The following is a 25,452-nucleotide window of genomic DNA, read 5'->3' on the forward strand; positions in this document are numbered from 1 at the left end:
TCCGTTGCCGCGCTGCAATTGCTGCGCGTGGCGGGGGCACGATGGCTGGCCGGTACTGTCGGTCGGATGCGTCGCCACGCGCGCAGCCTCAGCCGAGGCGGCGTAGCAGCGGCCTTCCAGTCGGCATGAGCGCGGTATCCGGCGCGCAGGGCGCCGGGCGAAGCGGACGGCGAGTCGACTCACGTAGTTCGGGTCCTTTGCTGTAGCAAAAGGGCGGTTCGCGACGCACCGATGCACGTCGCGCTGCCCCCGGTCCAAATCCGCCGGCATCCTTGCGGCCACGGCGTGGCCGGCAAGGGCGCCGGTATTTACGTCGGTTCTGCTGTCAAAAATCGCGGTTGCTGTCGAAAAAGCGGCGCACTTCGCGCTCGGCGTCTTCGCGGCTCTTGCCGTAGCGTTCCTGGATCAGCCCGGCGAGACGGTCGGCGCGGCCTTCGGCCCGCGTCAATTCGTCGTCGGTGAGCTCGCCCCACGCCGCCTTGGCCTTGCCAACGAGCTGCTTCCACTTGCCTTCAGCGATGTCGTTGTTCATCTCGCATCTCCGGTCGACAAACATAAGGTAAGTGCTGACTAGCATGACTTGTGCCAATGCGCTTTGATTCGCTAGATCAAGGGCTTACATCGGCGCGGGCGGCAAGATCGGGCAACGCGACCGGCAATTTGGACAAAATTGCCGGTAAAGTTTTCCTCAACGATACTCGGCGGCACAAAAAAGAAAAAGCGCCCATTTGGGCGCTTTCGTATTTTTTCTCAGCGCGCGATGCATTGCGCTGAGATCAGGTTGCCGGCGTTTAGGCGCGGCTGCGGTACTCGTGCGTGCGCGTGTCGATTTCGATCTTGTCGCCGATGTTGCAGAAAAGCGGCACTTGCAGTTCGAAACCGGTGTTGAGCTTGGCGTTTTTCAGCACCTTGCCCGACGACGTATCGCCCTTGACAGCCGGTTCCGTGTAGATGATTTCGCGAACCAGCGTGGTCGGCAGTTCGACCGAGATGGCCTTCTCGTTGTAGAACACGACTTCGCAAGCCATGCCGTCTTCGAGGTAGTTCATCGCGTCGCCCATCATTTCGGCTTCGACTTCATACTGGTTGTAGTCGGCGTCCATGAACACGTACATCGGGTCGGCGAAGTACGAGTACGTCACTTCCTTGCGCTCGAGCACGACGACGTCGAACTTGTCGTCTGCCTTGTAGACGCTTTCCATGCCTGCGCCGGTCAGCAGATTCTTGAACTTCATCTTGACGACGGCGGAGTTGCGGCCCGATTTGTTGTACTCGGCCTTTTGCACGACCATTGCGTCTGTGCCGATCATCACGACGTTGCCGGTGCGGAGTTCCTGTGCGGTCTTCATAAAACTGTCCTGTACGAAATTAATAGCTTCAACTTGTGCTCAACGGCATACGGCGCAAGCGGCTTCGACGTTTCCTGCGCGTTGCGCCGCGCCGCGACGAGGCGGCATGACGGGAGGCGATGCACGAAGCGTGGTTGGCTTGCCGCGGGATTCACGAGTGGCGCCGCTCGGCAGCACGGTCCTGACGCGGGTTATTCCGACTCTGCCTCGCCTTTGCGACCGTTTCAGGTCGGAAAAGAGCTCGGACGAAACCGGAAACACCAGGATTTTTTGCTGCGATCGGACCGCGCTTGCGTCGTCGGCCGTTGGATAACCGCTTATTTTAACTGAGTTTTTGTGAACAAGGCGAGATTTCCGGCGAGGTCGCCGACTTGCGCCAGCTCGCCGGCCCATTCGAGCGCGCGCCGGCGCAGCGCCGGGTAGTGGCGGCGCAGCGCTGCCCAGTCGGGCGCGCCGGCGCCGTTCCATGCATGCCAGAAGCCGGCGAGCGCAGCGGCGGCATCGGCGGGAAGCGTGCGGGCGTAGTGCGCGAGCGCGGCGTCGAGTTTCGGCAGATGGGCGTCGTCGGCTTGCGGGTAGATGTGCCAGACAAAGGGCTTCGCGGCCCACTGCGCGCGCACGAACGAATCTTCGCCACGCACGAAGTTGACGTCGCTTGCCCACAGCAGCGCGTCGTATCCGGATTGTTCGGTGAATGCGAGGCCGTGCGTGTTCAGCGCGCCGCGTTCTGCGTGCGCGCCCGCGCCGAACGAAGCCAGCCCGAAAAAGCGCGCCAGCGCGCCGGAAATGCGGCCCTCCGGCGCGAGCAGCATGATCGGCTCGTCGCCGTCGCGCCATTGTTCGAGCAGACTGTCGACGGCGGGATTTTCGTAGGCGAACAGCGAGACGACCGTGGCGCCGACCGGCAGCGCGCGGCCGACGGTTTTCGTCCACCACGCGTCGCGCGCAGCGGGCGACGCTTCGAACGCGGCGCGCGCTGCCTCCAGATGGTTCTCCTTCAGCACGCCGCCGGTGCCCGGCCCGAGTCCCGGAAAGAAGAACGTCTTGACGAGCGGATAGCGAGGATGCGGCGACGGCCGCAGATGAAAATCCGCGACCCAGTCTTCGGCGCTCAGATATTCAAGGTTGATCCACACGGGCGCGCGCTCGCGCTGCGCCATCGCCGCCACGTAGACGGGCGGCAGCTCGCAGGCAAATGCTTCGATGACGACGTCGGCGATTTCGAGCGTGTCGCCCGCGTGCGCGGGCGTGTGCCAATGCTCGACGACGATCCCGTCCACCGTCTGCCGCGCGCGATCCAGCGCGAGCGACGGGCACAGTCTCTGGAACGCATGCAGATCGTCGACGAAGACGCGCACCTGCCAGCCGTGTTCGCTCGCCAGTTGCCGCGCGAGGCGCCAGCACACGCCGATGTCGCCGAAATTGTCGATCACCGCGCAGAAAATATCGCAGGCGATCGCTACGGGCGACTCGGCGGATGAGCCGGCAGACGGGCCGGCAAGCGGCGCAGTGGAGGACATCGCAGGGCTCCGGCGGACGCGGAATGTTCTAAACTGGCGATTCTAAAGCACTCGCACGAAGAAGCACCCGTCGGATTTTCTTGCGCCGGCGCTCATGCGGCGCGCGGCCCACGGCGCGCCGCTTCGCAAGACAGTTCCACCAGCCGATCCTGCATGACCGAACCCGAAGCAAGCATCGAATTCGAGCCCAAGAAAGTGCTCGCCCAGTTGCCGCATCTGCCAGGCGTCTATCGCTATTACGATACGCACGGCGCCGTGCTGTACGTCGGCAAGGCGCGCGACCTGAAAAAGCGCGTGTCGAGCTATTTCACGAAGACGCAACTGTCGCCGCGCATCGCGATGATGGTGACGCGCATCGCGCGCATTGAGACGACCGTGACGCGCTCCGAGGCCGAGGCGCTGCTGCTCGAAAACAATCTGATCAAGGCGCTCGCGCCGCGCTACAACATTCTGTTTCGCGACGACAAGTCGTATCCGTATCTGAAGCTGACCGGTCACAAGTTTCCGCGCATGGCGTATTACCGCGGCTCGGTGGATCGCAAGAACCAGTACTTCGGGCCGTTTCCGAGCGCGTGGGCCGTGCGCGAGAGCATCCAGATCCTGCAGCGCGTGTTCCAGTTGCGCACCTGCGAGGACTCCGTCTTCAACAACCGCACGCGGCCGTGTCTGCTGCATCAGATCGGCCGCTGCACGGCGCCGTGCGTCGGCAACATCAACGAAGAAGACTATGCACGCGACGTCGCCAACGCGTCGCGCTTTCTGCTCGGCCGCCAGGGCGAAGTGATGAAGGAGCTCGAGCAGAAGATGCATGCGTTCGCGAGCGAGCTGAAGTTCGAGCAGGCCGCGGCGGTGCGCAACCAGATGAGTTCGCTGTCGACGGTGCTGCATCAGCAGGCGATCGAGGTCGGCAGCGACAGCGACGTCGACATTCTCGCCGTGGTCGCGCTGGGCGGGCGCGTCTGCGTGAATCTCGCGATGGTGCGCGGCGGCCGGCATCTCGGCGACAAGGCGTATTTCCCTGCGCACGTCGAAAGTGCGTTGACCGCGGACGAGGGCGGGCTGGAAGACGCAGGAGATGAGGGCGCGCTTACTGATGTTGCGTTGGATGCGGGGTCGTCAGTTGAAGAGAGCGCGGGCAACGAGGCCGGGTCGCTCGATGCGGACGCGCTCGCGATCGCACAGGAGTTGCCGCCCGAAGAAGACGAGGCGGGCGAAGCCGACGCCGAAGCCGACGCCGAAGCCGACGCCGAAGCCGACGCCGAAGCCGACGCCGAAGCCGACGCCGAAGCCGACGCCGAAGCCGACGCCGAAGCCGACGCCGAAGCCGAAGCCGAAGCCGAAGCCGAAGCCGAAGCCGAAGCCGATTCCGCCGCCACCCAGGAGCCCGCGAAACAACCCAAACCCCGCGCCGCAGCCGGCATCGAATCCGAAGTGCTCGAGGCGTTCATCGCCCAGCATTATCTCGGCAACCGGGTGCCGCCCGTCCTCGTGGTCAGCCACGCGCCGGCCACGCGCGAACTCGTCGACGTATTGATCGAGCAGGCCGGGCATAAGGTCACCGTGCTGCGTCAGCCGCAAGGCCAACGCCGCGCGTGGCTCGCGATGGCCGAGCAGAACGCGCGGCTCGCGCTCGCGCGGCTCCTGTCGGAGCAGGGCTCGCAGCAGGCCCGCACGCGCGCGCTCATCGACACGCTCGGCATGGAGTGCGACGACCTCGCGCATGTGCGCATCGAGTGCTTCGACATCAGCCATACGATGGGCGAGGCGACGCAGGCGTCGTGCGTCGTGTATCACCATCACAAGATGCAGTCGTCGGAATATCGCCGCTACAACATCACCGGCATCACGCCCGGCGACGACTACGCGGCGATGCGCCAGGTTCTCACGCGCCGCTACGAGAAGATGGTCGAGCAGGCCGCCGCGAATGCCGTCGACGAAGCCACCGACTTGCAAAGCGACGCCGCCGACAATCCGCCGTTGACGCAGCAGGCCGGCGAACCGGTCGCGTCGGGCGGAATCTTGCCGAGCATCGTGTTGATCGACGGCGGCAAGGGCCAGGTCGAAATCGCGCGGCAAGTGTTCGCGGAACTGGGACTGGACACCGGCATGCTGGTCGGCGTCGCGAAGGGCGAGGGGCGCAAGGTCGGCCTCGAAACCCTGATTTTCGCCGACGGCCGCGCGCCGCTCGAACTCGGCAAGGAAAGCGCCGCACTGATGCTGGTCGCGCAGATCCGCGACGAAGCGCACCGCTTCGCCATCACCGGAATGCGCGCGAAGCGCGGCAAGACGCGCCAGACGTCGCGGCTCGAAGAACTCGAAGGCGTGGGCGCGAAACGGCGTCAGCGGCTGCTGGCGCGCTTTGGAGGATTACGCGGCGTGGTCGCGGCGAGCGTCGAGGACCTGGCGAGCGTCGAGGGCATTTCGCAGGCGCTCGCCGAGCAGATCTACCGGCAATTGCACTGATTCGCCGCGCGCGCGGGATGGCGTCGTTCGACTGGAAAGTGGCTACGAAGTGGCTACGTCTTGCGAAACGCGCGCGGACGCCGCCCGCGAGCCTGGCGCCGATTCCCGGCGCCGACGCCTCGCTTCCGGGCCGCTTTGCTTGTGGCAGGCACGGTGACACGGCACAATTGCAACTCTCCCGTCAGACGCTGCGCCTGCCCATGCCGTTCAATTTCCCGATTTTCCTGACCTGGCTGCGGATCGTTCTGATTCCGCTCGTCGTCGGCGTGTTTTATTTGCCCGACATGATGATGAGCCCCGCGCACCGCAATCTCGCGGCGGCGACCATCTTCGTGCTGGCCGCGCTGACCGACTGGTTCGACGGCTACCTCGCGCGCAAGTGGAATCAGACGTCGGCGTTTGGCGCGTTTCTCGATCCGGTCGCCGACAAGCTGATGGTGACCGCCGCGTTGCTCGTGCTCGTGCAGCTCGCGCGAATCGACTCGGCGATTGCGCTCGTGATCGTCGGGCGGGAGATCGCCATTTCGGCGCTGCGCGAATGGATGGCGCAGATCGGCGCGTCGAAGAGCGTCGCCGTGAATTCGCTCGGCAAGTTCAAGACCGCTTGCCAGATGGTCGCGATTCCGATGCTGCTGTTCAATGGCGTGTTGCCGTTCGGCGGCGGCGTGGCGATCGACACGCGCACGTGGGGTCTGTGGCTCATCTATCTCGCGGCTTTCCTGACCATCTGGTCGATGCTCTATTACATGAAGCTCGCGTGGCCGCAAATTCGCGAGCGGGGCGGGGCCGTCTGAGTGCGTTCGCTCGCTTGCGTGGCGGTCGCGTGTCGGTCGCATGCCGACGACAGACGGAGAGACACGGCCACGTCGTGAGTGAAATCTGTTCAGTTAAAGAGATTCGCTAAAGGGGTTGACACGTTTCAGTCGTTTCTCCATAATCTCGTTTCTCCGATGCACGCGGTTTCAAACATCGGGTGCAGTAGAGCGTAGTACGCAGCAGTAAGCAGTCAATACGCGGGAGTAGCTCAGTTGGTAGAGCGCAACCTTGCCAAGGTTGAGGTCGCGAGTTCGAGCCTCGTCTCCCGCTCCAGATTTTTGAAGCAGCGCGTTGTAGGTTTGGCGAATTAAGTTTTGCGAAGTAAGAGTGCAAGGCGTTGCGAAGCAGTGCAATGCGGGAGTAGCTCAGTTGGTAGAGCGCAACCTTGCCAAGGTTGAGGTCGCGAGTTCGAGCCTCGTCTCCCGCTCCATACATCAGGGGAAGCAACGCTTCCCTTTTTGTTTGGTGGACTTGAAGTTTGTCCACGAGACAAATCAGCGAATCTGCAGCTAGATTCCGATCCGCTTGCGGCGCGATAGCAAAGCGGTTATGCAGCGGCCTGCAAAGCCGTTTAGGCCGGTTCGACTCCGGCTCGCGCCTCCAGTAGTTGAAGTGCAGAAAAGCCCCGCCATGTCGGGGCTTTTCTTTTTTGCGCGTTCACAATCTCTTTGCCTTGCGTGTTGATTGCGATGCGCATCGCCGGCTACGCGACACGCGCGCGATCTGGCGCACAATGCGGGTTTCGTCCTCGTCATCAACGCGCATGTATCTACACATCCCCGGCACTAACGTGCGCCTGCTTGGCTCCATGCATCTGTTTCCCGCATCGAGCCGCAGAACGCCGCCCTGGATCGAAGAAGCCTATGACTGGGCCGAAACGCTGGTCTTCGAATCCGATCCGCCGACGATCCTGCCGTTCCTGAAAGCCGATGTCGAAGGCGGCGCACAAGTTCTGCAATCGCTCGTTCCCGCCGACGCCTGGACTCGTCTGCAAGCCGCCTGGCCCACGGAAGGTCCGTTGGCGCCGCTCGCGGATCTTCGTCCGTGGGCCACGCTGATCGTTGCGCCGACACTTTTCCAGCAGCTTGTCGACGGCGTCGAGCCGCGCATGCTGCGGTGGGCGAATGCGCATGGCAAACCGTATCGGTATCTGGAGACGGCGAGCGAGGTCGCCGACGCGCTCGAGTCCATTCCGCTCGACACCGTCGCCGCCGCGCTCTCACTGCTGATGTCCGATACCGGCGAGCCGCAGCGCACGCTCGAGCGCATGCATGCTGCATGGCTCGAAGCCGATCTGCCGGCCGTGGCTCGCATCGCCGATGAATCGCCGATCTTCACGTTGCCCGCAATCCGTCACGCGATTCTCGATGCGCGCAATCGCCTGTGGGCGCAGCGCGTGCGCGACCTGTTGCCGCAAGCGCAACGAACGCTGGTGGTGGTCGGCGCGCTGCATCTATGCGGGCCGGGCAACCTTGTCGAATGCCTCGGGCGGGCCGCACAACCTATACTCGACGACGAGTAACGACGACGAGTCACGACGACGCTTCCGGGAACTTGTCCAGATGCGCAAAATCGCACGATTGACACAGCCCGGATTGCCCACATTGCCACTGCCTTGCGCAAGATGGTCTCAGGGGACACGCCATGCACACACCACCGATTCCCAGCAACGAAAGCACGCGGCTCGACACGCTACGTGCACTGCATATTCTCGACACGCCGCCCGAAGAGCGCTTCGACCGCCTCACCCGGCTTGCGAAGCGTCTGTTCGGCGTGCCGATCGCGCTCGTCAGTCTCGTGGACGCGAACCGGCAATGGTTCAAGTCATGCGTCGGCCTTACAGCGAGCGAGACTTCGCGCGACGTCTCTTTCTGCGCGCATGCGATCCTCGACGATGACATCCTGGCCGTGCCTGACACGCTCGCCGACGAGCGCTTCCACGACAATCCGCTCGTGACCGAGGCGCCGAATATTCGCTTCTATGCCGGCTGTCCGCTGACCGTGCCAAACGGCAGCAGGCTCGGCACGCTATGCCTGATCGACGTGAAGCCGCGCGAGCTCGACGACGAAGAGCGCGAACTGCTGCGCGATCTCGCACGCATGGCCGAGCAGGAGCTCGCGGCCGTGCAGCTTGCCACGCTGGACGACCTGACGCTGCTGTCTAACCGGCGTGGTTTTTCCGCGCTCGCGCAGCATGCGCTGAATGTCTGCAAGCGGCTCGATAGGCCCGCGTCGCTGCTGTTCTTCGATCTCAACGATTTCAAGCAGATCAACGACACGTTCGGTCACGCGGAAGGCGATCACGCGCTGAAGACTTTTGCCGACGTGCTGCGCGGCACGCTGCGCGAGAGCGACGTGATCGGGCGGCTGGGCGGCGACGAGTTCGTCGTCCTGCTCAGCGACACGGACGCCGCCGCCACCCAGGAAGTGACCGAGCGGCTCACGCATTCACTCGACGAGCGCAATGCGCAGGCGCAGCGCGGTTACAGCATTCGCTTCAGCGTGGGCCAGATCGAGTACGACGCGGCGCGGCACGGTTCCATCGCCGAATTGCTGTCCGCTGCCGATGCCGCGATGTACAGCCACAAACAGGCGTCGAAGGCGCGGGCCGCGCGCGAGGCGTGAGTATCTTCGATGGGTTGCGCTTCGTTGCCATTGGTTGCACACCGCCGCGCGCGGCATAATTGCGCGGTCGCCGCTCTAATGCGCGGTCATCACGCCGCACCCTCAAACGGCGCACCTTTTTCTTTTAGCAAAGCTCTCATGACTGAACCGCAGCACACTGCCGCCGCCCGCGTCGCGGCACTCGACTGGCGCTGGAAAGCGTTCGACGAACTGACGAGCGCGGAGGTCTACGCGATGCTCGCCGCGCGTAGCGCTGTCTTCGTGATCGAGCAGAACTGCCTGTATGGCGATATCGACGGACTCGATCTCGACGCGTGGCACCTGCTCGCGTTCGGTACGGCTGCGGATGCGTCCGCGCAAGCGCTCACGGGTGCCGCGCGTCCGCCGCTCGCCGGCTATCTGCGTGTGCTTCTGCCCGATGCCGACGACGCCGATATTCGCATCGGCCGTGTGCTGACGACCGCGGCATTTCGCGGCATCGGTCTGGGCAACGCGATGCTGGATCGCGCGATCGCGCATATTCGCAAGCAGTGGCCCGGCACGCCGATTCGCCTGCATGCGCAGGCCCATCTGCAAGGTTTCTATGGCGCGTTTGGTTTCGAGCCGGTGTCCGAGATTCACGAGGAAGACGGCATTCCGCACGTGTGGATGCGCTCGGCGTGATGGGTATTCGGCTGCGATCAGCAAAGCGGACCACGGCAGCGCATTCGCCCCGCCTCAACGCTGCCCCGCGTCGCTCGTCGAAGCCGCCTTCGCGGCGAGTGTGCCGCCCGTCGGCCTGCTCGCATTGGCCACCACCACCGCACGCCGTTCCCCGCGGACGCGTCCGCGAGCCGACAGACGCATCCAGTGGCGCAACGCCAGCAGCGCACCTATCACGCTCATCATCGAACCGGGGATCCACAGCAGCAGCCCGCCGATCTGTTGATCGCGCATCGGACTAAGCCAGGTGAACGCGCGGCCGCAGATCGAATAGATCGGATACAGCTCGCGCGGCGTGAAGAAGATGAACGCGCCGAGGACGATCTGCGGCGGAATCGCGGCGATCACCACCAGCACGCGCTTGCCGGGCGACAAACGCGCGGGCGGCGCCGGACGCGGATCGAGCACGAGCCACCAGAACAGCAGGCCGTCGATCACCATGCTCCAGTTCATCACGCGATAAAGCCGCCAGTCGAGCATCGCGACAAAATGAATCGGCGACATCAGCCAGAAGTAGATCAGCCCGACGAACAACGTCACCGCGACGACCGGATGCATCACCACGTCGATCAGCTTGCGCACGAACGGCATCGCGAGCGCGGGCCGCACGAAACGCTGGCGCCAGCCGAACGGAATGCCGGCGCGCAATGCCGCGCCCGGATACGACAGCGCGATAAAGAACGGTCCGAGATGATGCAGCACCAGATGCTGCGCGCGATGCATGAAAAACTCATGCTCGAAGAAATAGTCGAGCCGCGTGTGCAACGCGACGTACAACGCCACGAGCCCGAACCAGAAGGAAATGCGCCGCGCCACCGACACCTTCGCCTTGCGCGCGCCGCGCACGAACAGGACGGCGGGCAGCAGCAGAGCGACGACGACCGTCGGCGAAAATTCCCAGGGATCGAGCCAGTACAGCAGGTCCATTGCCGCGAATCGCTCCGCTTACTTCGTTTGCGCGGGCGACTTGACCGCGAAGGGCGTGTCGAGCGTCGCGCCGTCGGAGAACTTCAGCTTCAGGTGCACGGTGTCGCCCGGCGCGATCTTGTGCTTCGCGTCTTCGAGCATCACGTGATAGCCGCCCGGCGCGATCGCGACCTGTCCGTGCGCGGGCACCGTGAGCTTGTCGACCATCACCATCTTCTGCGACGAACCGTTCGAGACCGTTTGATGCAGCATCGCGTCGCCGTAATCGCTGCTCGAAATATCGACGAGATCGAGCGGCTTGTCGCCCGCATTGACGAGCGTCACGTAGCCGGCCGCCGGCAGATTGTTCGGCAGCCAGCGCACCCATGCGTCTTTGGCGGTGATCGCTTGCGCGCCGGCGGCGTGGGCGGCGCTCGCGAAGGCGAGCGAAAGGGCGAGGGCGCCGGCAACAGCGGACAGCGTTCTGGTTTTACGGATGATGTGCGTGACGTGGTTGATCTTTGTCATGGCTGAAGGTCAGGAGCGTTGATCGACGATGCGTCGCAAGTCTTGGGCGATCGCATCGGGCGTGTCGTTATCGGTCGCGAGCAGGCGCGCGCGGCCTTCTGCGTCGAATACATAGACGGCGGAACTGTGCGTGACTTCGTAGCTGCCGTTCGGGTCGCGCTTTTCCATCTGATAAGCAACGCGGTAGCGCTTCGCGAGCGACTCGATCTGCCGGTCGGTGCCGGTCAGCCCCTCGGCATGCTTCGAGTCGAATGCGCCGACATAGTCGTGCAGGGCTTGCGGCGTGTCGCGCGCCGGATCGACGGTGACGAACAGGATGCGCACCTTCTGTGCGTCGGGTCCGAGCTTGTCGAGCACCTGCATCAGCCGTCCCATCGTTTCGGGGCAGACGTCCGGGCAATGCGTGTAGCCGAAATAGACGAGCGATGTGCGGCCTTTGAACGACGCGCCCGTGACGGGCCGGCCGTCGTCGCCCGTCAGCGAGAAATCGAGGTCCGGCAGATGGCCGCTGACGTTCGTCAAATGCCACGGCTCCGCGCGATTGGTGCAGCCGGCCAGCGCGATCATGGTGACGAGCGCGCAGGCTTTGGCCGTCGACATCGATGCGTGCGCGAGTCCGGCGCGACGCGATGACGCGTGAGCAGGTTGCAGCCGTCGCAGTGAGATGATCGGGAACAAAGCAGGTATCAATGACTCGATTGTAGAGCGGCGCATTGCCGCCGCGCGCCCCGCGCTAGCTCGCACCCGGGCGTGCGTGCGTTGAGGCGGACGGTTCGCGATCATGGACAAAAATCGTCGTAACGCCAAAGTCTCGTGTGGCTGCGACTGTATCGCAAAATGACGGAAGGCGTCGCTCGCAGCCCACGGGCGCACGGCTTGCGAGGCAATTTGACGCACATGGCTGAAAGCGCGCTGAAGCCGGATCGTTTCCGTTTTGAATGCAATTCGACTGGGCGCGGCATGATCGCGCCGCCGCACCTTGCGTTCGCGCTTGCCGCGCGGCCTGGTTTCTCGAAAAATTGATGGATGCGCGGTAAGATGCGCACACTTTTCCGGCTGCACAAGGCCGAAAGGCAAATTAACCCGATGCAAGCACTTCCGGCTTTCCTGTCTCCGAGCGAGACCGCGTTTTTCTTCGATTTCGACGGCACGCTCGTCGAACTCGCGCCCACGCCGGATGGCGTGCAGGTGCAACCTCGCGTGATTGAACTGCTTGGCGAACTGCGACGTTTGACGAACGGCGCGGTCGCCGTGGTGTCGGGGCGTGGTATCGACAGCATCGACGCTTTTCTCGGCATGCCCGATCTGCCGATTGCCGGTTTGCACGGGGCCGAGCGGCGCGACGCGAACGGCGACACGCAGCGCATCGGCTTTCACGACGAGCGGCTCTTGCGCATGGAGCAGGTGCTCGCCGAAGTCGTCAACGCGAACCCCGGCATGCTGCTCGAGATCAAGGGCGCGGCGCTCGCGCTGCACTATCGCAACGCGCCCGATCGCGAGACCGCTGCGCGCGAGGCGACGGAGCGGCTGGTCGCGGATTACCCGAACTCGTATGTGCTGCAGCCGGGCAAGATGGTCTACGAAATCAAGCCGAAGGATGTCGACAAAGGCCGCGCGCTGCGTGCGTTCCTCGACGAGCCGCCGTTTGTCGGACGCAAGCCGCTTTTTGCCGGCGACGATCTCACCGACGAGAAAGGCTTCGCGGTCGTCAACGAACGCAACGGACTGTCGATCAAGGTCGGCGCGGGCGACACGACGGCGCAAGCGCGCGTGGAGTCGGTGACCGCGCTGCTCGACTGGCTCGCGACAGTGGTCGCGGCCGCGCGTGGCGCATGACGCTCGCATCGCCCGCGCTGCAACGCATACAACGCGCACGACATAGCGCGACAACAACGTATTACATCGGGGACAGCGCTTCATGAGCCGACTGATTATCGTTTCGAACCGGGTCGCGCCGATCTCGGAGGGCGGCCCGGCGGCAGGCGGTCTCGCGGTCGGCGTATACGACGCGCTCAAGGAAACGGGCGGCATGTGGTTCGGCTGGAGCGGCGAGGTGCTGAGTTCCGGTCAGCCGCAGATCAAGCTCGAAGAGCGCGGTCCCGTGACCTTCGCCACTATCGCGCTGATGCGCCGCGATTACGACCAGTACTACCGCGGCTTCTCGAACGCCACGCTGTGGCCGGCTTTCCACTATCGGGCCGATCTGGTGCAATACGACCGGCACGATTTCGGCGGCTACTGCCGCGTGAATGCATGGCTCGCCCAACAACTCGTGCCGCTCTTGCGCGACGACGACGTCATCTGGGTGCACGACTATCACCTGATCCCGTTTGCCGAGGCGTTGCGCGCCGCGGGCGTGAAGAACCGCATCGGCTTTTTCCTGCACATTCCGTTTCCCGCTTCGCAAGTGCTGCTCGCCGTGCCGCCGCATCGCGAACTCGTGCAAGCGCTGTGTTCGTTCGATCTGCTCGGTTTCCAGACGGCGCCGGATTTGCGCGCGTTCTGCGATTACATCGTCAACGAGGCGAACGGCACCGTCGACGCGTCGTCCGACGGCCCGCTCTCGATTCATGCGTTCGGCCGCACGCTGCGCGCCGCCGCTTACCCGATCGGCGTCTATCCGGACGAGATCGCCGAACTTGCGAAAGCGGGCGAGCGCGGCAAGCCGGTACGCACGATGAAAGCGACGCTGCATTCGCGCAAGCTCATCATGAGCGTCGATCGCCTCGATTATTCGAAAGGGACTCGTCGAGAGGTTCCGCGCCTTCGAGCGTCTGCTGGAACACGCGGCGGCGCAGCGCAACAAGGTGTCGTTTCTGCAGATCGCGCCGCCCACGCGCGCCGACATGCACGCGTATCAGGACATCCGTCTGCAACTGGAAGGGGAGTCCGGCCGCATCAACGGACGTTTCGCCGAACTCGACTGGACGCCGATTCTCTACATCCACAAACAATATGAGCGCTCGGTGCTTGCCGCGCTGTTTCGCACCGCGCACGTCGGCTACGTGACGCCTCTGCGCGACGGCATGAACCTCGTCGCGAAGGAATACGTATCGGCGCAGGACCCGGAGAATCCGGGCGTGCTCGTGCTGTCGCGCTTTGCCGGCGCCGCGCAGGAACTGGACGGCGCGCTGATCGTGAATCCTGTCGATATCGACGGCATGGCGGACGCGCTCGCGACGGCGCTCGAGATGCCGCTCGCGGAGCGCCAGGCGCGTCATCGCGACATGATGGCGCAACTGCGCGAGAACAATGTCTCGGTGTGGCGCGACAACTTCATGCGCGATTTGCAGAGCGCCAATGGTGCAGGACGCACCGCAAGCGCACGGCCGCGCGCCCGAGTGGGGAAAAAAACCGCGCGCGAGATTGTGGCGAGCTAGCGGCGGGGCGCGACGCGCAGCGCTCGCAATGACGATGCGATAGCGAGCTCGTAAAGCCCGGCCCACAAAGCAGAAAAGCCGCTTTTTAGCGGCTTTTCCGTTGGTGAGCGACTGCGCGCAATGCGATGTGGCGAAATGCGGCGCGCGCCTCAGATCACATGCTGTTCATCGACCTTCTTGCCGCCCACATGCAGCGTCGTGCCTTTGCCGTATTGCTTCGAAAGCAGATCGCGATAGAGGCCGGGGCGCTGGCGCAGCTCTTCGGGACTGCCGTCGTCGATGACCTTGCCCGCGCTCATCACGATGATGCGGTCGAAGTTATGCAGCGTCGACAGGCGGTGCGCGATCGCGATCACCGTGCGGCCGACCATCAGCCGGTCGAGCGCCTTCTGGATCGCTTCTTCCGATGCGCTGTCCAGCGCCGAGGTGGCTTCGTCGAGCAGCAGGATCGGCGCGTTCTTCAAGATCGCGCGTGCGATCGCGATGCGCTGACGCTGTCCGCCGGACAGCTTCACGCCGCGGTCGCCGACGATCGTGTCGAACCCTTCCGGCATCGCCTCGATGAAGTCAGTGCAGCGCGCCTCGCGCGCCGCCGCCAGCACTTCGTCGCGGCTCGCTTCGGGGCGGCCATACGCAATGTTCTCGTACACAGTGCGATGGAACAGCGAAATATCCTGCGGCACGAGCGCGATGGTGTGGCGCAGGCTGTCCTGCGTGATCGTGGCGATGTCCTGCCCGTCGATCTTGATCGCGCCGCCTTGCGTCTCGTAGAAACGCTGGAGCAGGGCGAGCACCGTCGATTTGCCCGCGCCCGACTTGCCGATCAGCCCGACGCGCTGACCCGGTTCGATATGCAGATCGAAATGATCGAGGATCGGCCGGCGGCGCGGATACGCGAACGTCACGCTTTCGAAGTCGACGCGCCCGCCTTGCGGCACGAGTTCGGTGGCGCCGTCGCGATCGGGCATGCCGTGCGGCTCGAGCAGCGTGCGCACGGCTTCGGCGAGTCGCGCGACGTGCTGCGTGACGTCCACCAGTGCGACCGCGAGATCGCGCGTGCCGTGCAGAATCGTGAACCCGAGCGAGCTGACGAGCACGATGTCGCCCGAAGTCGCCTTGCCTTGGTCCCACAGCAACAGCGCCCAGCCGAGCAGACCCGCCGACAGCAGCGCGGTGATCACCGCGTGCAGCAGGCGCAGCTTCTCGAGGTACAGCAGGCTCTGCTGACGCGCGTCCATCTCGGCCTTGACCGTCGCGCCGAAACGCTGCTGCTCGCGAAACGTCATGCCGAACGCACGAACGAGGCCCATGTTGCTGATGACGTCGACGAGCTCGCCGTCCACCGAGGCCGCTCTGGTCGCGAAATGGTGATGGCGCACCGAGCCGCGGCCGGCGAGCTTGTACAGCACCACCGACAGGATCGCCGAGCACAGCATCAGGCCGCCCGCCATCAGCGGGTTGACCGCGATGATCATGAAGATCGCGCCGAGCACGGCGATGCACGGCGGCAGAACGTTCCACGCCGTGGTGTTTTCGGCCGTGTAGACGGCGTTCGAGGTCGCGGTGATCCGGCTTGCCAGCATGCCGGGCTGCTTCTCGGCGTAGTAGGTCGGCGAATGTCCGCTCAGATACTGGAAGAGGTCGCGCCGCAAGTCGCCGGTCACGGCGACGAACGTATGCGCCGCGACCCAGCCGCCGACCCGCCACAGCAGGTTATCCGCCGCGATCAGTCCGACGAGGATCGCGAACGCACCCCACAGCGGCCCGGGATGATGCCGGCCGGTGCCGAGCACGTCGATAAGATGTTTGATCGCGTACTGCGAAGCGAGCGCACAGCCCACGGCCGCTACCACGCTGCACAGCACGATCGTATGAGCGAGCGGATGGCGGCGGATAAAACGGAAAAGGAACGCAAGCGGCCTGTGCGCATAGCTCGCGAGCTTTGCGTTTTCGGCGTTGCGCTGGGCGATGGTCAAATGTTCCAATTGATCGAGAGGTCGGTGTGGTTCGGAGGTGTGCATGCAAGCCATGGGCCACGCGAAAAAGCATCGCGGCGAAGCCAATGCTTCGCATTGTAAACATGCAAAGACGATTGCGCCCTGTGTATCCGGGCTTTTGGCGCGATTGATGTCGCGATGGACGTCCGCGATCTACCTCTTGCTCGACTGACTGCGGCGGCAGTGGTTCACGCGGATCGCGGAATATTTCGGGATATAATTACAAATTGCATTCAGCCCGGCGCTGAATTCTCTTCAATGGGTGCCGGTACGCTTGTGCAAGAACTTACAAAGCACGACCGTCGAGCCGGGGCAAGCATGCACGACGGCACAGCAGCAAGCCAGTCGTTACTGTAGAACTGCCTTGCAAAACAAGGGTTTGCAAAGTGTATCCCTGCTGTAACAAAGTAAAGTCTTTGAAATGTTGTGGTGCAGCGAGAATCCCGGCATCGATAATGCATGCGCTGTAGGCCCTGCCGAAATTTCTGACAGTTTGTCAACGTCGGGCACGTCTGTGCGTTTACCGCACAGGCATGGACGGCGACCGTCGTCCGGGCTATTTAAACTGAAGCGATCCTTCGCAGGCTATCTCGAGAGAATAGGCCCGCGCCGGCGTGTCCGGCCCGACTGCCCTGGCGAGCAAGCGAGTCGCTTTTACCAAACGCAGTACTTTTGCCGGTTTTTTACGAGGAGTTCTTCATATGCGAATCGCTCAAATCGCTCCGTTGCACGAGGCGGTTCCTCCCAAGCTGTACGGTGGTACGGAACGTGTGGTGTCTTATCTGACCGAAGCGCTGGTCGAGCAGGGCCACGACGTCACGCTCTTTGCGAGCGGCGATTCGCAAACCTCGGCAAAGCTCGAAGCGTTCTGGCCGCAAGCACTGCGCCTCGACCCGACCATCCGCGACGTGATGGCGCCGCACATGCTGCTGCTCGAAGAAGTACGCCGCCGCGCGGAAGAATTCGATGTGCTGCATTTCCACATCGACTACTACCCGTTCTCGCTGTTCGCGCGCCAGCCGGTGCCGTTCGTGACCACGCTGCACGGCCGTCTCGATCTGCCGGAACTTCAGCCGATCTTCAACACGTTCAATGACGTGCCGGTCGTCTCGATCTCGGACAACCAGCGCATTCCGCTGCCGCAGGCAAACTGGCTGCAAACCGTCTATCACGGTCTGCCGGAAAACGTGCTCACGCCGATCAAGAACGTCGAGCCCGGCTACCTCGCATTCCTCGGCCGCGTTTCGCCGGAGAAGGGTCTCGACCGTGCGATCCGCATCGCCGGCCAGGCGGGCATGAAGCTCAAGGTCGCGGCCAAGATCGACAAGGCCGATCGTGCCTATTACGAAGAAGTGATCAAGCCGCTGATGGCGCTCCCGCACGTCGAATACATCGGCGAAATCGGCGAAGCCGAAAAGCGTGAGTTCCTCGGCAACGCGCATGCACTGGTGTTCCCGATCGACTGGCCGGAGCCCTTCGGTCTCGTGATGATCGAAGCAATGGCTTGCGGTACGCCGGTGATCGCGTTTAACCGCGGTTCGGTGCCGGAAGTGATCGACAACGGCGTGTCGGGCTTCGTCGTCGAAGACGAAATCAGCGCGGTCGCGGCGGTCAAGCGTCTGCACACGCTGTCGCGCGAAACGGTGCGCAAGTCGTTCGAAGCGCGTTTCTCGTCGAAGGTGATGGCGCAGAACTACGTCGCGACGTACGAAGAACTGCTGCGTCGCAAGCACCGCACGGTGCTGCGCGAAGTCAACGCAAACTAAAACGCTAGACCGGAAGCTGCCGGTCGAAGCAAACCGGTTCGGCGGATCAAGCGTGTTACAGCGCTTCGCCGGCCACCCGCAACGCCCCGCGTGCCACGCACTCGCGGGGCGTTGTTGCATGCGCGCCGCGTTTTTTCGCGTTTCGCGATGCAAAGCGGGTGTTTCGCGACCGCCGCAGCAGCCGCCTTTCGTAATATCCCTATAATGGCCGTGCCGCAAATTTGGCTGCGGCGCCGCCGACGACAGGAGGATGCCTTGGCGAGAACGAAAGAGACGCGAGCGAATGCCGCGCCCGGCGCCGGAACGATTTTCGCGCTGCGCGCCATCGGTCTCGTGCTTCTCGCCCGCTGGCTGTTTTCCATGTCGGCGATGGATCTGACGACGTCGCTATCGGCGATGGCGTCGTCGCCGTGGGCGTGCGTCAACCTCGTCTTCCTGTTCCTGCTGATCTTCTTGCCGGGCGCGCGCGCCGTGGCCGAGCGTCCGTTCCATCCGCTGCCGCAATGGCTGCGGCAAGCGCTGCGTCTCTTCGCGTTCCTCGGGTTTCTGTTTGCGGTCTGGGTGGTCAGTGCGTTTGCAATGAGCGCCGGCTGGCGGCGCGCCGCGCAAACCGTGGCCGCGACCAACGGCTGGCTGCTGGTCGCACCGGCGCTCTACGCGGCGGTCCTGTGGATCTGCCGGCCGCGGCCGCTCTGGCGCACCAACATCGCCGCGCGACGCTTTGCGATCGGACGCTATGCGGTCTCGCTCGACCCGCTGACACGCACGGTGAGCGTATGGGCCGAGCGTCGCAAGGTGGGGCAGTACGACGCGCGCGAGCTCTCGGTGCGCTGGGCGGACGGTGCGGGCACGCGGTCTGCGGCGCCGCCCACGCCGGTGATCGCGCTGCATGCCGCAGGCGATGCGGTGACGCAGTCTGCGCCGCGCGCGAGCGGCGCGCCGTCGCTTGCGCGGGCCGCGTTTGGCCGTCGTCCGAAAATCGAATTGCTGTGGGATTCGCCTGCGGCCGCGGGGCACAACCGGCAGACGGTGTTTCGCGCGGCGTTGACGACGGAAGGCGATCGCGTCGCGGCACGCGCGCTCGACAGCACGTTGCGGCAAGTCTGAATCTGAAGCGCGCTGTGTGCCGTCGCTCACATGCCATGACGGACGAGCGCGTTGTAAAGTAAGCCGTGGTCGATAATGAAACCAGGACGCCGCCCGCGCTTGACGGCGGGCGAGCGATAACAACGATGTGCCGTGTCGTTAGCAGGAGTCGCTATGCTGGTTCGCTGGTTACTTGCCGCTCTTCATCTGCTTGCTTATGGCTTCGCGCTTGCGTCGATCCTGCGGCGCACGTGGTCGCTGCGCCGCGCGGCGGTGCCTGCCGCGCTGCGCTCCGTGTTCCGGGCCGACACGCGGTGGGGTCTGTCCGCCCTGGTGCTGATCGTGACGGGGCTGATGCGCGTTTTCGGTTCTTATGAGAAGGGCGCCGACTACTATCTCCACGAGCCGCTCTTTCACCTCAAGATGACGCTGCTCGTCATCATCGTCCTGCTTGAAGTTCCGTCGATGCTCGCCTTGATGCGCTGGCGCGCGTCGATACGAAAGGGCGAGGCGCCGGACCTGCACAACGCACGCCGCTACGCACACCTGAGCGTGATTCAGACGGTCTTGCTCGTGCTGATGGTGTTCGCCGCGACCGGCATGGCGCGCGGCATCGGCTTGCCTGCGGGCGTGGTGTAAGCCGGCGGCGCGTCAACGGAATAGGCCTTGAATAAAGGCATTTCCGTGTGACGCGCGTCATCGTCGGCGTTCTTACTTGCCGACCAGCAGGCTCGAATCGTCAGTCGTCGAACTGCGCATGCGCGCCGTTTCCTGGCGGACGGGGACGGGCGGTTCGCTCAAGCCCTTGATCAACTCCAGCGCCTGCCGCTCGAAGAGCCGCCGGTACAGGCCGTTCTCGAGACCGATCAGCGTTTCGTGGCTGCCTTCTTCGATCACCTTGCCCTTGTCGAGCACGAGCAACCGGTCGAGTGCGCGCACGGTCGACAGGCGGTGCGCGACCACGAGCGTCGTGCGGCCGAGCATCAGCCGCTCCATCGCCTGCTGGATCAGCACTTCGCTTTCGCTGTCGAGGCTCGATGTCGCTTCGTCGAGAATCAGAATGCGGGCGTCGGCGAGAAACGCGCGCGCGATTGCCACACGCTGACGCTCGCCGCCCGACAGCTTGATGCCGCGCTCCCCGACCAGCGTGTCATAACCGCCCGGCAACGCGCTGATGAAGTCGTGCGCGTTCGCAAGCCGCGCGGCTCGCTCGATGTCGGCGCGGCTCGCGTCCGGACGCGCATAGGCGATGTTCTCCGCGAGCGAGCGATGAAACAGCACCGGCTCCTGCTGCACGATCGCAATCTGGCTGCGCAACGACGCCTGCCTGACCTGCGCGATGTCCTGACCGTCGATCGTGATGCGGCCTTCCGAAACGTCGTAAAGGCGCTGGATCAGCTTGATAAAGGTCGTCTTGCCCGAGCCCGAATGGCCGACCAGCCCGACGCGTTCGCCAGGCGCAATGCGCACGGAGAAGTCGCGGTACAGCGGCGTGGCGTTCGCCCCATAGTGGAAGGTGACGTGCTCGAAGCGGATCTCGCCTTTGCCAATCGCGATCGGACCGGCGCCCGGCCGATCTTCGATACCGAGCGGCTGGCGCTCCAGCGACACGAGTTCTTCCATGTCGTTGACGGAGCGCTGCAAGTTGCGAATGTGCATGCCCACGTCGCGCAAATAGCCTTGCAGCATGAAGAACATCGTCAGCGCGAACGTGATGTCGCCGACGCTCGCCTCGCCGCGCAACCACAGCACGAGCGCCGCGCCGAGGATAGCCGTCTGGATTGCCACCAGCATCGCGCCCTGCACGCCGCCGTTGATCGTGCCGCGAATCCACGTGCGCCGCGTGCGTTCGCGCCACTTGCCGATCACGCGCGCAAGCAGCACTTCTTCGCGCTCTTCCGCGCCGAAGGCCTTGACCACGCCGTTGCAGCTCACCGCGTCCGCGAGCGCGCCGCCCATGCGCGTGTCCCACGCATTCGCGAGGCGTGCGGCGGGCGCGACATAGCCGAGCGACAGCGCGACCGTTACCGTGATGTAGATCAGCGAGCCGATGCCGACCACCGCGCCCATCATCGGCCAGCGCCAGCCGAGCAGCAGCGTCGCGCCAACCAGCATGATCAGCGACGGAAACAGCGCGATCAGCAACGTGTCGTTCAGCAGGTCGAGCGCCCACATGCCGCGCGTGATTTTGCGCACGGTAGAGCCCGCGAAGCTGTTCGCATGCCAGTCGGTCGAAAACCGCTGCACGCGATGAAACGCGTTGGCGGCGATCTCGCTCATCATCTTCAGCGTCAGCTTGATGATGTTGAAGTACATGCCTTGCCGCAGCAAGGTCGCGCCGAGGCCGAGCGCGCCGAGCACGCAAAACGCCGTGACCGCCGCGTGCCAGGCGCTGCCGCGCGCGGCCGGGCCCGACGCGATGGCGTCGACGAGGTGGCCGGCGAACATCGGCGTCAGCACGTCCGCCACCGCTGAGAGCATGACGAGCGCCGCAATGACGACGATGCGCCACGGCTGTTTCGCCCAGTGAATGAAGGTGAAGCCGAGGACATCCTTAAAGGCTTGTCCGCGAAAGTCGAGTTTTTTTCCGGTCATTTTTCGACAACCCCGGCGCGCATGGCGCAACGGGGTTCCAGTCAAAAGCAGGATGAAGAGATAGTCGAAGCACGCGGTTAAACCGCAATGAAGCTGCGGCAATGAAACTGCGGGCAATAAGCCTGCGGAGCGAGCGGTGGACTATCTGGAATTGCGCGGCGCGCCTGCTTCGGCTGCACCGCGGATGGCGACAGGTCGGTGACCCGTCAGCGGCGACTCAGGAAACAACTGAGAGGCAAACGCGAGCGCCGCGGGACCATGTCAGGGACGGCCATATGCACTGCAAACATGTGACGCCTCCCTGTGGTCAATGAGGTGGAGAAAGTAGACGGGGCGAATGCCCGAACACCGACTATATCAGCGCTGTTTTGCCGTCGCAATCGACGAGGTTTCGGTGTTGACGGCGCGGTCGATTACGGAGCCGCAAAACCGGATGCCAATACAACCACAAGACAGCGCGCCAAAACGGAAAAGGGCTCACGCATTTCTACGTGAGCCCTTTGTCTTCGGTGATCGACGCACCAAGAATCTGGTGGGTAGTACTGGGATCGAACCAGTGACCCCTGCCGTGTGAAGGCAGTGCTCTACCGCTGAGCTAACCACCCGAAGAGATCGAGATTATGTCAGGCATTGCGGAACTCGTCCAGCACTTTTTAAGCGGCTTGCTCATCCGACACGGCCGACACGGGCGCAGGTTCGAGACGCCATACGCTCGTGCCTCTGATCGCCTTGTCGAGGCCGTCGAGAACTTCCTGATGCGCGGCGAGCTCGTCGTCGCTGGCCGCAATCACCACGAGATCCAGCGATTCGATCGCCACGCGCGGCGCATGCGCTTCGCCGCCGGCGTGCGATTCGCCGAGCATGTCGATGACGAGGCTTTCCTGGCCGCGCGTCATCGCAAGATAAACCTCGGCGAGCAGTTCCGAGTCGAGCAGCGCGCCGTGCAGCGTGCGGTGCGCGTTACTGATGCCGAAGCGATCGCAGAGCGCGTCCAGTGAATTGCGCTTACCGGGGAACATCTGCTTGGCGCGCGCGAGCGTGTCGATGATCTCGCCGCAATACGTGCTCACGGGCGGCAGGCCGAGCAACGCGAATTCGGCGTCGAGAAAGCCGATGTCGAAGGGCGCGTTGTGAATGATCAGGTCCGCGCCCTGGATAAAGTCGCGAATCTGGTCGGCGATGTCGGCGAACTTCGGCTTGTCGCTGAGGAATTCGGTGGTCAGGCCGTGGACCGCCAGCGCGCCGGGATCGCTGTCGCGTTCGGGATTGATATAGAAATGCAGGTTGTTGCCGGTGAGCCGCCGGTTCACCAGTTCGACGCAGCCCAGCTCGAGGATGCGGTCGCCGGTGCGGGCGTTGAGGCCGGTCGTTTCGGTATCGAGGATCAGTTGACGCATATCGGTTTAGCTTGCCTCAGAAGTTGCAGCCGCAAACAAGCAGCAAAAGAACGCGCGGGCCGGCGGCTGGCGTCATAGTTCCGCGAGCGATGCGACGCCGCGGTTGGCGAGCTGATCGGCGCGCTCGTTCTCCGGGTGCCCGTTATGGCCGCGCACCCAGCGCCATTCGATTTCGTGCTGCGCGACGAGCGCGTCGAGCCGCTTCCACAAATCCGCGTTCTTGACCGGCTGCTTCGCCGCCGTGACCCAGCCTTTCTTTTTCCAGCCGTGAATCCACTCGCTGATGCCTTTCTGCACGTACTGCGAATCGGTGTGCACGACGGCCTTGCATGGACGCTTGAGCGCTTCGAGCGCGGAAATCACGCCCATCAGTTCCATGCGGTTGTTGGTCGTATTCGCTTCGCCGCCGAACAGCTCTTTTTCCTGATCGCCGAAGCGCAAAAGCGCGCCCCAGCCGCCGGGGCCGGGGTTGCCCTTGCAGGCGCCGTCCGTATAAATGTCGATGATGTTCGCTGTCATTGAGTGTGGTTGCGTGTATTCGGTGTGGCGGCGGGCGCGAGGCCCGCGGCGAGGACGGGTTTTTTCACCTTCAGCGGTCCGACGAGGCGCATGCCGCGCACGCGCTTGATCGCCTTGATCATGTAGGTTGCGCCGAAAATCGGCCACCAGCGGTCGCCGGCGGCTTCCATGAAGCCGTAGCGGGAGAGCCACTGGTCGCTGTCGAGCGGCGGACGATAGCAGCCGAAGCGCCCGCGTTCAAGGTCGAATCCGAGCAGCTTGATCCAGTCCTTAAGACGCGTGAAGGCGATCAGATCGACGGCGGCGGGCACGAACGGCCGGCCGGTCATCTTGCCGACCGATTGCCGCGCGCCCCATAGCGACAACGAGTTGAAGCCGAGAATGATCAGTTGGCCTTCCGGCATCAGCACGCGTTCGGCTTCGCGCAGCAGGCGGTGCGGGTCGCTCGTAAATTCGAGCGTGTGCGGCATCACGATCAGATCGACGCTCTGCGCCTCGAACGGCAGATCGAGCAGATCGCACCAGACGGCACTGCGCCCCGTTGGCGAAGGCAGCGGCGCAAACGCGCCGCGCGCCGGGCCGTGCGTCGCGCCGTGCGTCGGATTGCCCGCTCCGTTGCCGGCGTGCGCGTCCGCGCGCGGGAAGCTGTAGGGCGCGCTCGCGCCGCTGGCGGCGTCCAGCACCAGCCCGCGGCAGGGCATGCGATTTTCGCGCAAGGCGTCGAGCTGCGGCAGGCCGAGTTGCAGTGCGTGGTAGCCGAACACGTCCGACACCACACGGTCGAGCTGGGTCTGTTCCCACTCGAGCACGTAGCGGCCAGGCGGCGAATCCGTCCAGGCGGGCCAGTCTATAATCGCTCGGTCAGTCATATCAAAGAATGCGTCGCCTATGAATGCGCTCGAGTACGTACCGGTCCCGGCGTTTGAAGACAATTACATCTGGGTCGTTTCCGACGGACACCACGCGGTAGTCGTCGATCCGGGCGAGGCCGCTCCGGTTCGCGCCTATCTGGCCAAACGCGGGTGGCGGCTGAGCGCTATTTTACTCACGCACCATCATCAAGACCACGTCGGCGGGGTGGCCGATCTGCTGAATGGCCAGGACGTTCCCGTCTACGGGCCCGCCGGTGAAGCGATCGAGCGTGTCACGCAGCGTCTTGAAAATGGCGATCGGGTGACGATTGCCGCGCCTGCGCTCGAACTGAGCGTGCTGGACGTGCCAGGTCATACGAGCGGCCACATCGCCTATTTTCAGGCGGCAGATCCCGGCGGCACGCCTCACGTGTTTTGCGGCGATACGCTGTTCGCTTGCGGATGCGGCCGGTTGTTCGAAGGCACGCCGCAGCAGATGCTGGCGTCGCTCGACTCGCTCGCCGCGTTGCCCGGCGAAACGCAAGTGCACTGCGCGCACGAATATACACTCTCTAACATCCGCTTCGCGCTCGCCTGCGAGCCGGGCAACGCCGACTTGCAAGCCTGGCGGGACCAGGCGGCCGACTTGCGAGCCCGCAATCTGCCGACGCTGCCCACCACGATCGCCCACGAACGCGCGGTGAATCCTTTCCTGCGGGCCGGCAATCCCGCCGTCCAGGCAGCCCTGCAGGAGCAGTTGCACGAGAAAGTATCGGACCGGCTTGGAGCGTTCACGCTGATGCGCGAATGGAAGAACCGCTTCCGGTGACCGGGTCGGCCCTGGGGTCTTCCTCAAGCGAAGAATCGGAAGAATTCGCCAAGCCTTAGATTTGCTTGATTTTTTCGTCAATTTCCAATTGACGTAGACGTTAGGGTTTCGTACTATCGGCTG

At 63.9% G+C, this 25,452-nt stretch carries 22 protein-coding genes, 4 tRNA genes and 1 pseudogene; 15 read left to right on the forward strand and 12 right to left on the reverse strand.

The features are described 5' to 3' along the window. Positions 1–325: 325 nt before the first annotated feature. Positions 326–532: a CsbD family protein gene (locus BGRAMDRAFT_RS26430; RefSeq protein ID WP_006051953.1), complete on the reverse strand. Its 207-nt coding sequence runs from the start codon at positions 530–532 to the stop codon at positions 326–328. 56 nt (positions 533–588) lie between these two features. Between BGRAMDRAFT_RS26430 and BGRAMDRAFT_RS34745 the strand changes: the two genes are divergently transcribed. After that, positions 589–774: a hypothetical protein gene (locus BGRAMDRAFT_RS34745; RefSeq protein WP_157140683.1), complete on the forward strand. Its 186-nt coding sequence runs from the start codon at positions 589–591 to the stop codon at positions 772–774. A 17-nt stretch (positions 775–791) separates the two neighbouring features. On the opposite strand, the gene efp is transcribed toward BGRAMDRAFT_RS34745, so the two are convergent. Together efp and earP are read right to left on the reverse strand one after the other, a co-directional pair. Further along, positions 792–1,349 (reverse strand): elongation factor P, encoded by a 558-nt coding sequence (gene efp, locus BGRAMDRAFT_RS26435; RefSeq protein WP_006051954.1) that lies wholly within the window; start codon positions 1,347–1,349, stop codon positions 792–794. Positions 1,350–1,666: 317 nt separating this feature from the next. Then, entirely contained in the window at positions 1,667–2,869 is a 1,203-nt protein-coding gene (gene earP, locus BGRAMDRAFT_RS26440) for an elongation factor P maturation arginine rhamnosyltransferase EarP (RefSeq protein ID WP_006051955.1), read from the reverse strand. A 153-nt stretch (positions 2,870–3,022) separates the two neighbouring features. Between earP and uvrC the strand changes: the two genes are divergently transcribed. The 8 genes from uvrC (at position 3,023) to BGRAMDRAFT_RS26480 (ending at position 9,436) form a co-directional block, all read left to right on the forward strand. Continuing rightward, complete coding sequence (gene uvrC, locus BGRAMDRAFT_RS26445; RefSeq protein ID WP_006051956.1) at positions 3,023–5,332, forward strand: excinuclease ABC subunit UvrC; 2,310 nt, start codon at positions 3,023–3,025, stop codon at positions 5,330–5,332. Between the two features lie 200 nt (positions 5,333–5,532). After that, positions 5,533–6,126 (forward strand): CDP-diacylglycerol--glycerol-3-phosphate 3-phosphatidyltransferase, encoded by a 594-nt coding sequence (pgsA, locus tag BGRAMDRAFT_RS26450; protein ID WP_029967771.1) that lies wholly within the window; start codon positions 5,533–5,535, stop codon positions 6,124–6,126. A gap of 219 nt (positions 6,127–6,345) precedes the next feature. Further along, positions 6,346–6,421 (forward strand) — tRNA-Gly (locus BGRAMDRAFT_RS26455). A gap of 81 nt (positions 6,422–6,502) precedes the next feature. Next, a tRNA-Gly gene (locus BGRAMDRAFT_RS26460) sits at positions 6,503–6,578 on the forward strand. A gap of 99 nt (positions 6,579–6,677) precedes the next feature. After that, positions 6,678–6,751 (forward strand) — tRNA-Cys (locus BGRAMDRAFT_RS26465). 160 nt (positions 6,752–6,911) lie between these two features. Beyond that, a complete protein-coding gene (locus tag BGRAMDRAFT_RS26470; RefSeq protein WP_006051958.1) occupies positions 6,912–7,670 on the forward strand; it encodes a TraB/GumN family protein in 759 nt (252 codons plus the stop codon). A 122-nt stretch (positions 7,671–7,792) separates the two neighbouring features. After that, on the forward strand, positions 7,793–8,773 hold the full coding sequence (locus BGRAMDRAFT_RS26475) for a sensor domain-containing diguanylate cyclase (protein WP_006051959.1): 981 nt from the start codon (positions 7,793–7,795) through the stop codon (positions 8,771–8,773). A gap of 138 nt (positions 8,774–8,911) precedes the next feature. Next, the gene (locus tag BGRAMDRAFT_RS26480) at positions 8,912–9,436 is read left to right on the forward strand and encodes a GNAT family N-acetyltransferase (RefSeq protein ID WP_006051960.1); all 525 of its coding nucleotides are present in this window, start codon (positions 8,912–8,914) and stop codon (positions 9,434–9,436) included. Positions 9,437–9,490: 54 nt separating this feature from the next. Here BGRAMDRAFT_RS26480 and BGRAMDRAFT_RS26485 read toward each other — a convergent pair whose 3' ends face one another. Genes BGRAMDRAFT_RS26485 through BGRAMDRAFT_RS26495 form a run of 3 tightly spaced genes read right to left on the reverse strand, consistent with a single transcriptional unit; the run spans position 9,491 to position 11,623 of the window. Next, positions 9,491–10,402, reverse strand: a complete 912-nt coding sequence (locus tag BGRAMDRAFT_RS26485; protein WP_006051961.1) for a cytochrome c oxidase assembly protein — start codon at positions 10,400–10,402, stop codon at positions 9,491–9,493. Positions 10,403–10,420: 18 nt separating this feature from the next. Next, positions 10,421–10,909 carry a copper chaperone PCu(A)C gene (locus tag BGRAMDRAFT_RS26490; protein ID WP_006051962.1) on the reverse strand — a complete coding sequence of 163 codons (489 nt, stop codon included), beginning with the start codon at positions 10,907–10,909 and terminating at the stop codon, positions 10,421–10,423. Between the two features lie 9 nt (positions 10,910–10,918). Further along, positions 10,919–11,623: an SCO family protein gene (locus BGRAMDRAFT_RS26495; RefSeq protein ID WP_409372879.1), complete on the reverse strand. Its 705-nt coding sequence runs from the start codon at positions 11,621–11,623 to the stop codon at positions 10,919–10,921. 372 nt (positions 11,624–11,995) lie between these two features. On the opposite strand from BGRAMDRAFT_RS26495, the gene otsB reads away from it, so the two are divergent. Then, positions 11,996–12,745: a trehalose-phosphatase gene (otsB, locus tag BGRAMDRAFT_RS26505; protein WP_044021895.1), complete on the forward strand. Its 750-nt coding sequence runs from the start codon at positions 11,996–11,998 to the stop codon at positions 12,743–12,745. A gap of 82 nt (positions 12,746–12,827) precedes the next feature. Continuing rightward, positions 12,828–14,289, forward strand: a pseudogene (otsA, locus tag BGRAMDRAFT_RS26510) (alpha,alpha-trehalose-phosphate synthase (UDP-forming)). A 149-nt stretch (positions 14,290–14,438) separates the two neighbouring features. Here otsA and BGRAMDRAFT_RS26515 read toward each other — a convergent pair. Next, complete coding sequence (locus tag BGRAMDRAFT_RS26515) at positions 14,439–16,274, reverse strand: ABC transporter ATP-binding protein (RefSeq protein ID WP_035569805.1); 1,836 nt, start codon at positions 16,272–16,274, stop codon at positions 14,439–14,441. Between the two features lie 713 nt (positions 16,275–16,987). Here BGRAMDRAFT_RS26515 and BGRAMDRAFT_RS26520 point away from each other — a divergent pair. The 3 genes from BGRAMDRAFT_RS26520 (at position 16,988) to BGRAMDRAFT_RS26530 (ending at position 19,777) form a co-directional block, all read left to right on the forward strand. Then, a complete protein-coding gene (locus BGRAMDRAFT_RS26520) occupies positions 16,988–18,052 on the forward strand; it encodes a glycosyltransferase family 4 protein (RefSeq protein WP_006051968.1) in 1,065 nt (354 codons plus the stop codon). Positions 18,053–18,307: 255 nt separating this feature from the next. After that, entirely contained in the window at positions 18,308–19,159 is an 852-nt protein-coding gene (locus tag BGRAMDRAFT_RS26525) for a hypothetical protein (RefSeq protein WP_006051969.1), read from the forward strand. A 153-nt stretch (positions 19,160–19,312) separates the two neighbouring features. After that, the gene (locus BGRAMDRAFT_RS26530) at positions 19,313–19,777 is read left to right on the forward strand and encodes a DUF2214 family protein (RefSeq protein ID WP_006051970.1); all 465 of its coding nucleotides are present in this window, start codon (positions 19,313–19,315) and stop codon (positions 19,775–19,777) included. A 72-nt stretch (positions 19,778–19,849) separates the two neighbouring features. On the opposite strand, the gene BGRAMDRAFT_RS26535 is transcribed toward BGRAMDRAFT_RS26530, so the two are convergent. From BGRAMDRAFT_RS26535 to BGRAMDRAFT_RS26555, 5 genes are all read right to left on the reverse strand, one after another. After that, positions 19,850–21,733 (reverse strand): ABC transporter ATP-binding protein, encoded by a 1,884-nt coding sequence (locus tag BGRAMDRAFT_RS26535; protein WP_006051971.1) that lies wholly within the window; start codon positions 21,731–21,733, stop codon positions 19,850–19,852. Between the two features lie 530 nt (positions 21,734–22,263). Then, positions 22,264–22,338, reverse strand: a tRNA-Val gene (locus tag BGRAMDRAFT_RS26540). A gap of 48 nt (positions 22,339–22,386) precedes the next feature. Continuing rightward, positions 22,387–23,130, reverse strand: coding sequence for a DNA polymerase III subunit epsilon (dnaQ, locus tag BGRAMDRAFT_RS26545; RefSeq protein WP_006051972.1), 744 nt, complete (start codon positions 23,128–23,130; stop codon positions 22,387–22,389). Between the two features lie 72 nt (positions 23,131–23,202). Then, complete coding sequence (gene rnhA / locus BGRAMDRAFT_RS26550; protein WP_006051973.1) at positions 23,203–23,649, reverse strand: ribonuclease HI; 447 nt, start codon at positions 23,647–23,649, stop codon at positions 23,203–23,205. Then, entirely contained in the window at positions 23,646–24,518 is an 873-nt protein-coding gene (locus tag BGRAMDRAFT_RS26555) for a class I SAM-dependent methyltransferase (protein WP_006051974.1), read from the reverse strand. The genes rnhA and BGRAMDRAFT_RS26555 overlap by 4 nt, the downstream gene beginning before the upstream one ends. A 19-nt stretch (positions 24,519–24,537) precedes the next feature. Here BGRAMDRAFT_RS26555 and gloB point away from each other — a divergent pair, with 19 nt between their 5' ends. Next, positions 24,538–25,329, forward strand: a complete 792-nt coding sequence (gloB, locus tag BGRAMDRAFT_RS26560) for a hydroxyacylglutathione hydrolase (RefSeq protein ID WP_006051975.1) — start codon at positions 24,538–24,540, stop codon at positions 25,327–25,329. Positions 25,330–25,452: the final 123 nt, after the last annotated feature.

It is taken from the genome of Paraburkholderia graminis C4D1M, assembly GCF_000172415.1.
Taxonomy (GTDB): domain Bacteria; phylum Pseudomonadota; class Gammaproteobacteria; order Burkholderiales; family Burkholderiaceae; genus Paraburkholderia; species Paraburkholderia graminis.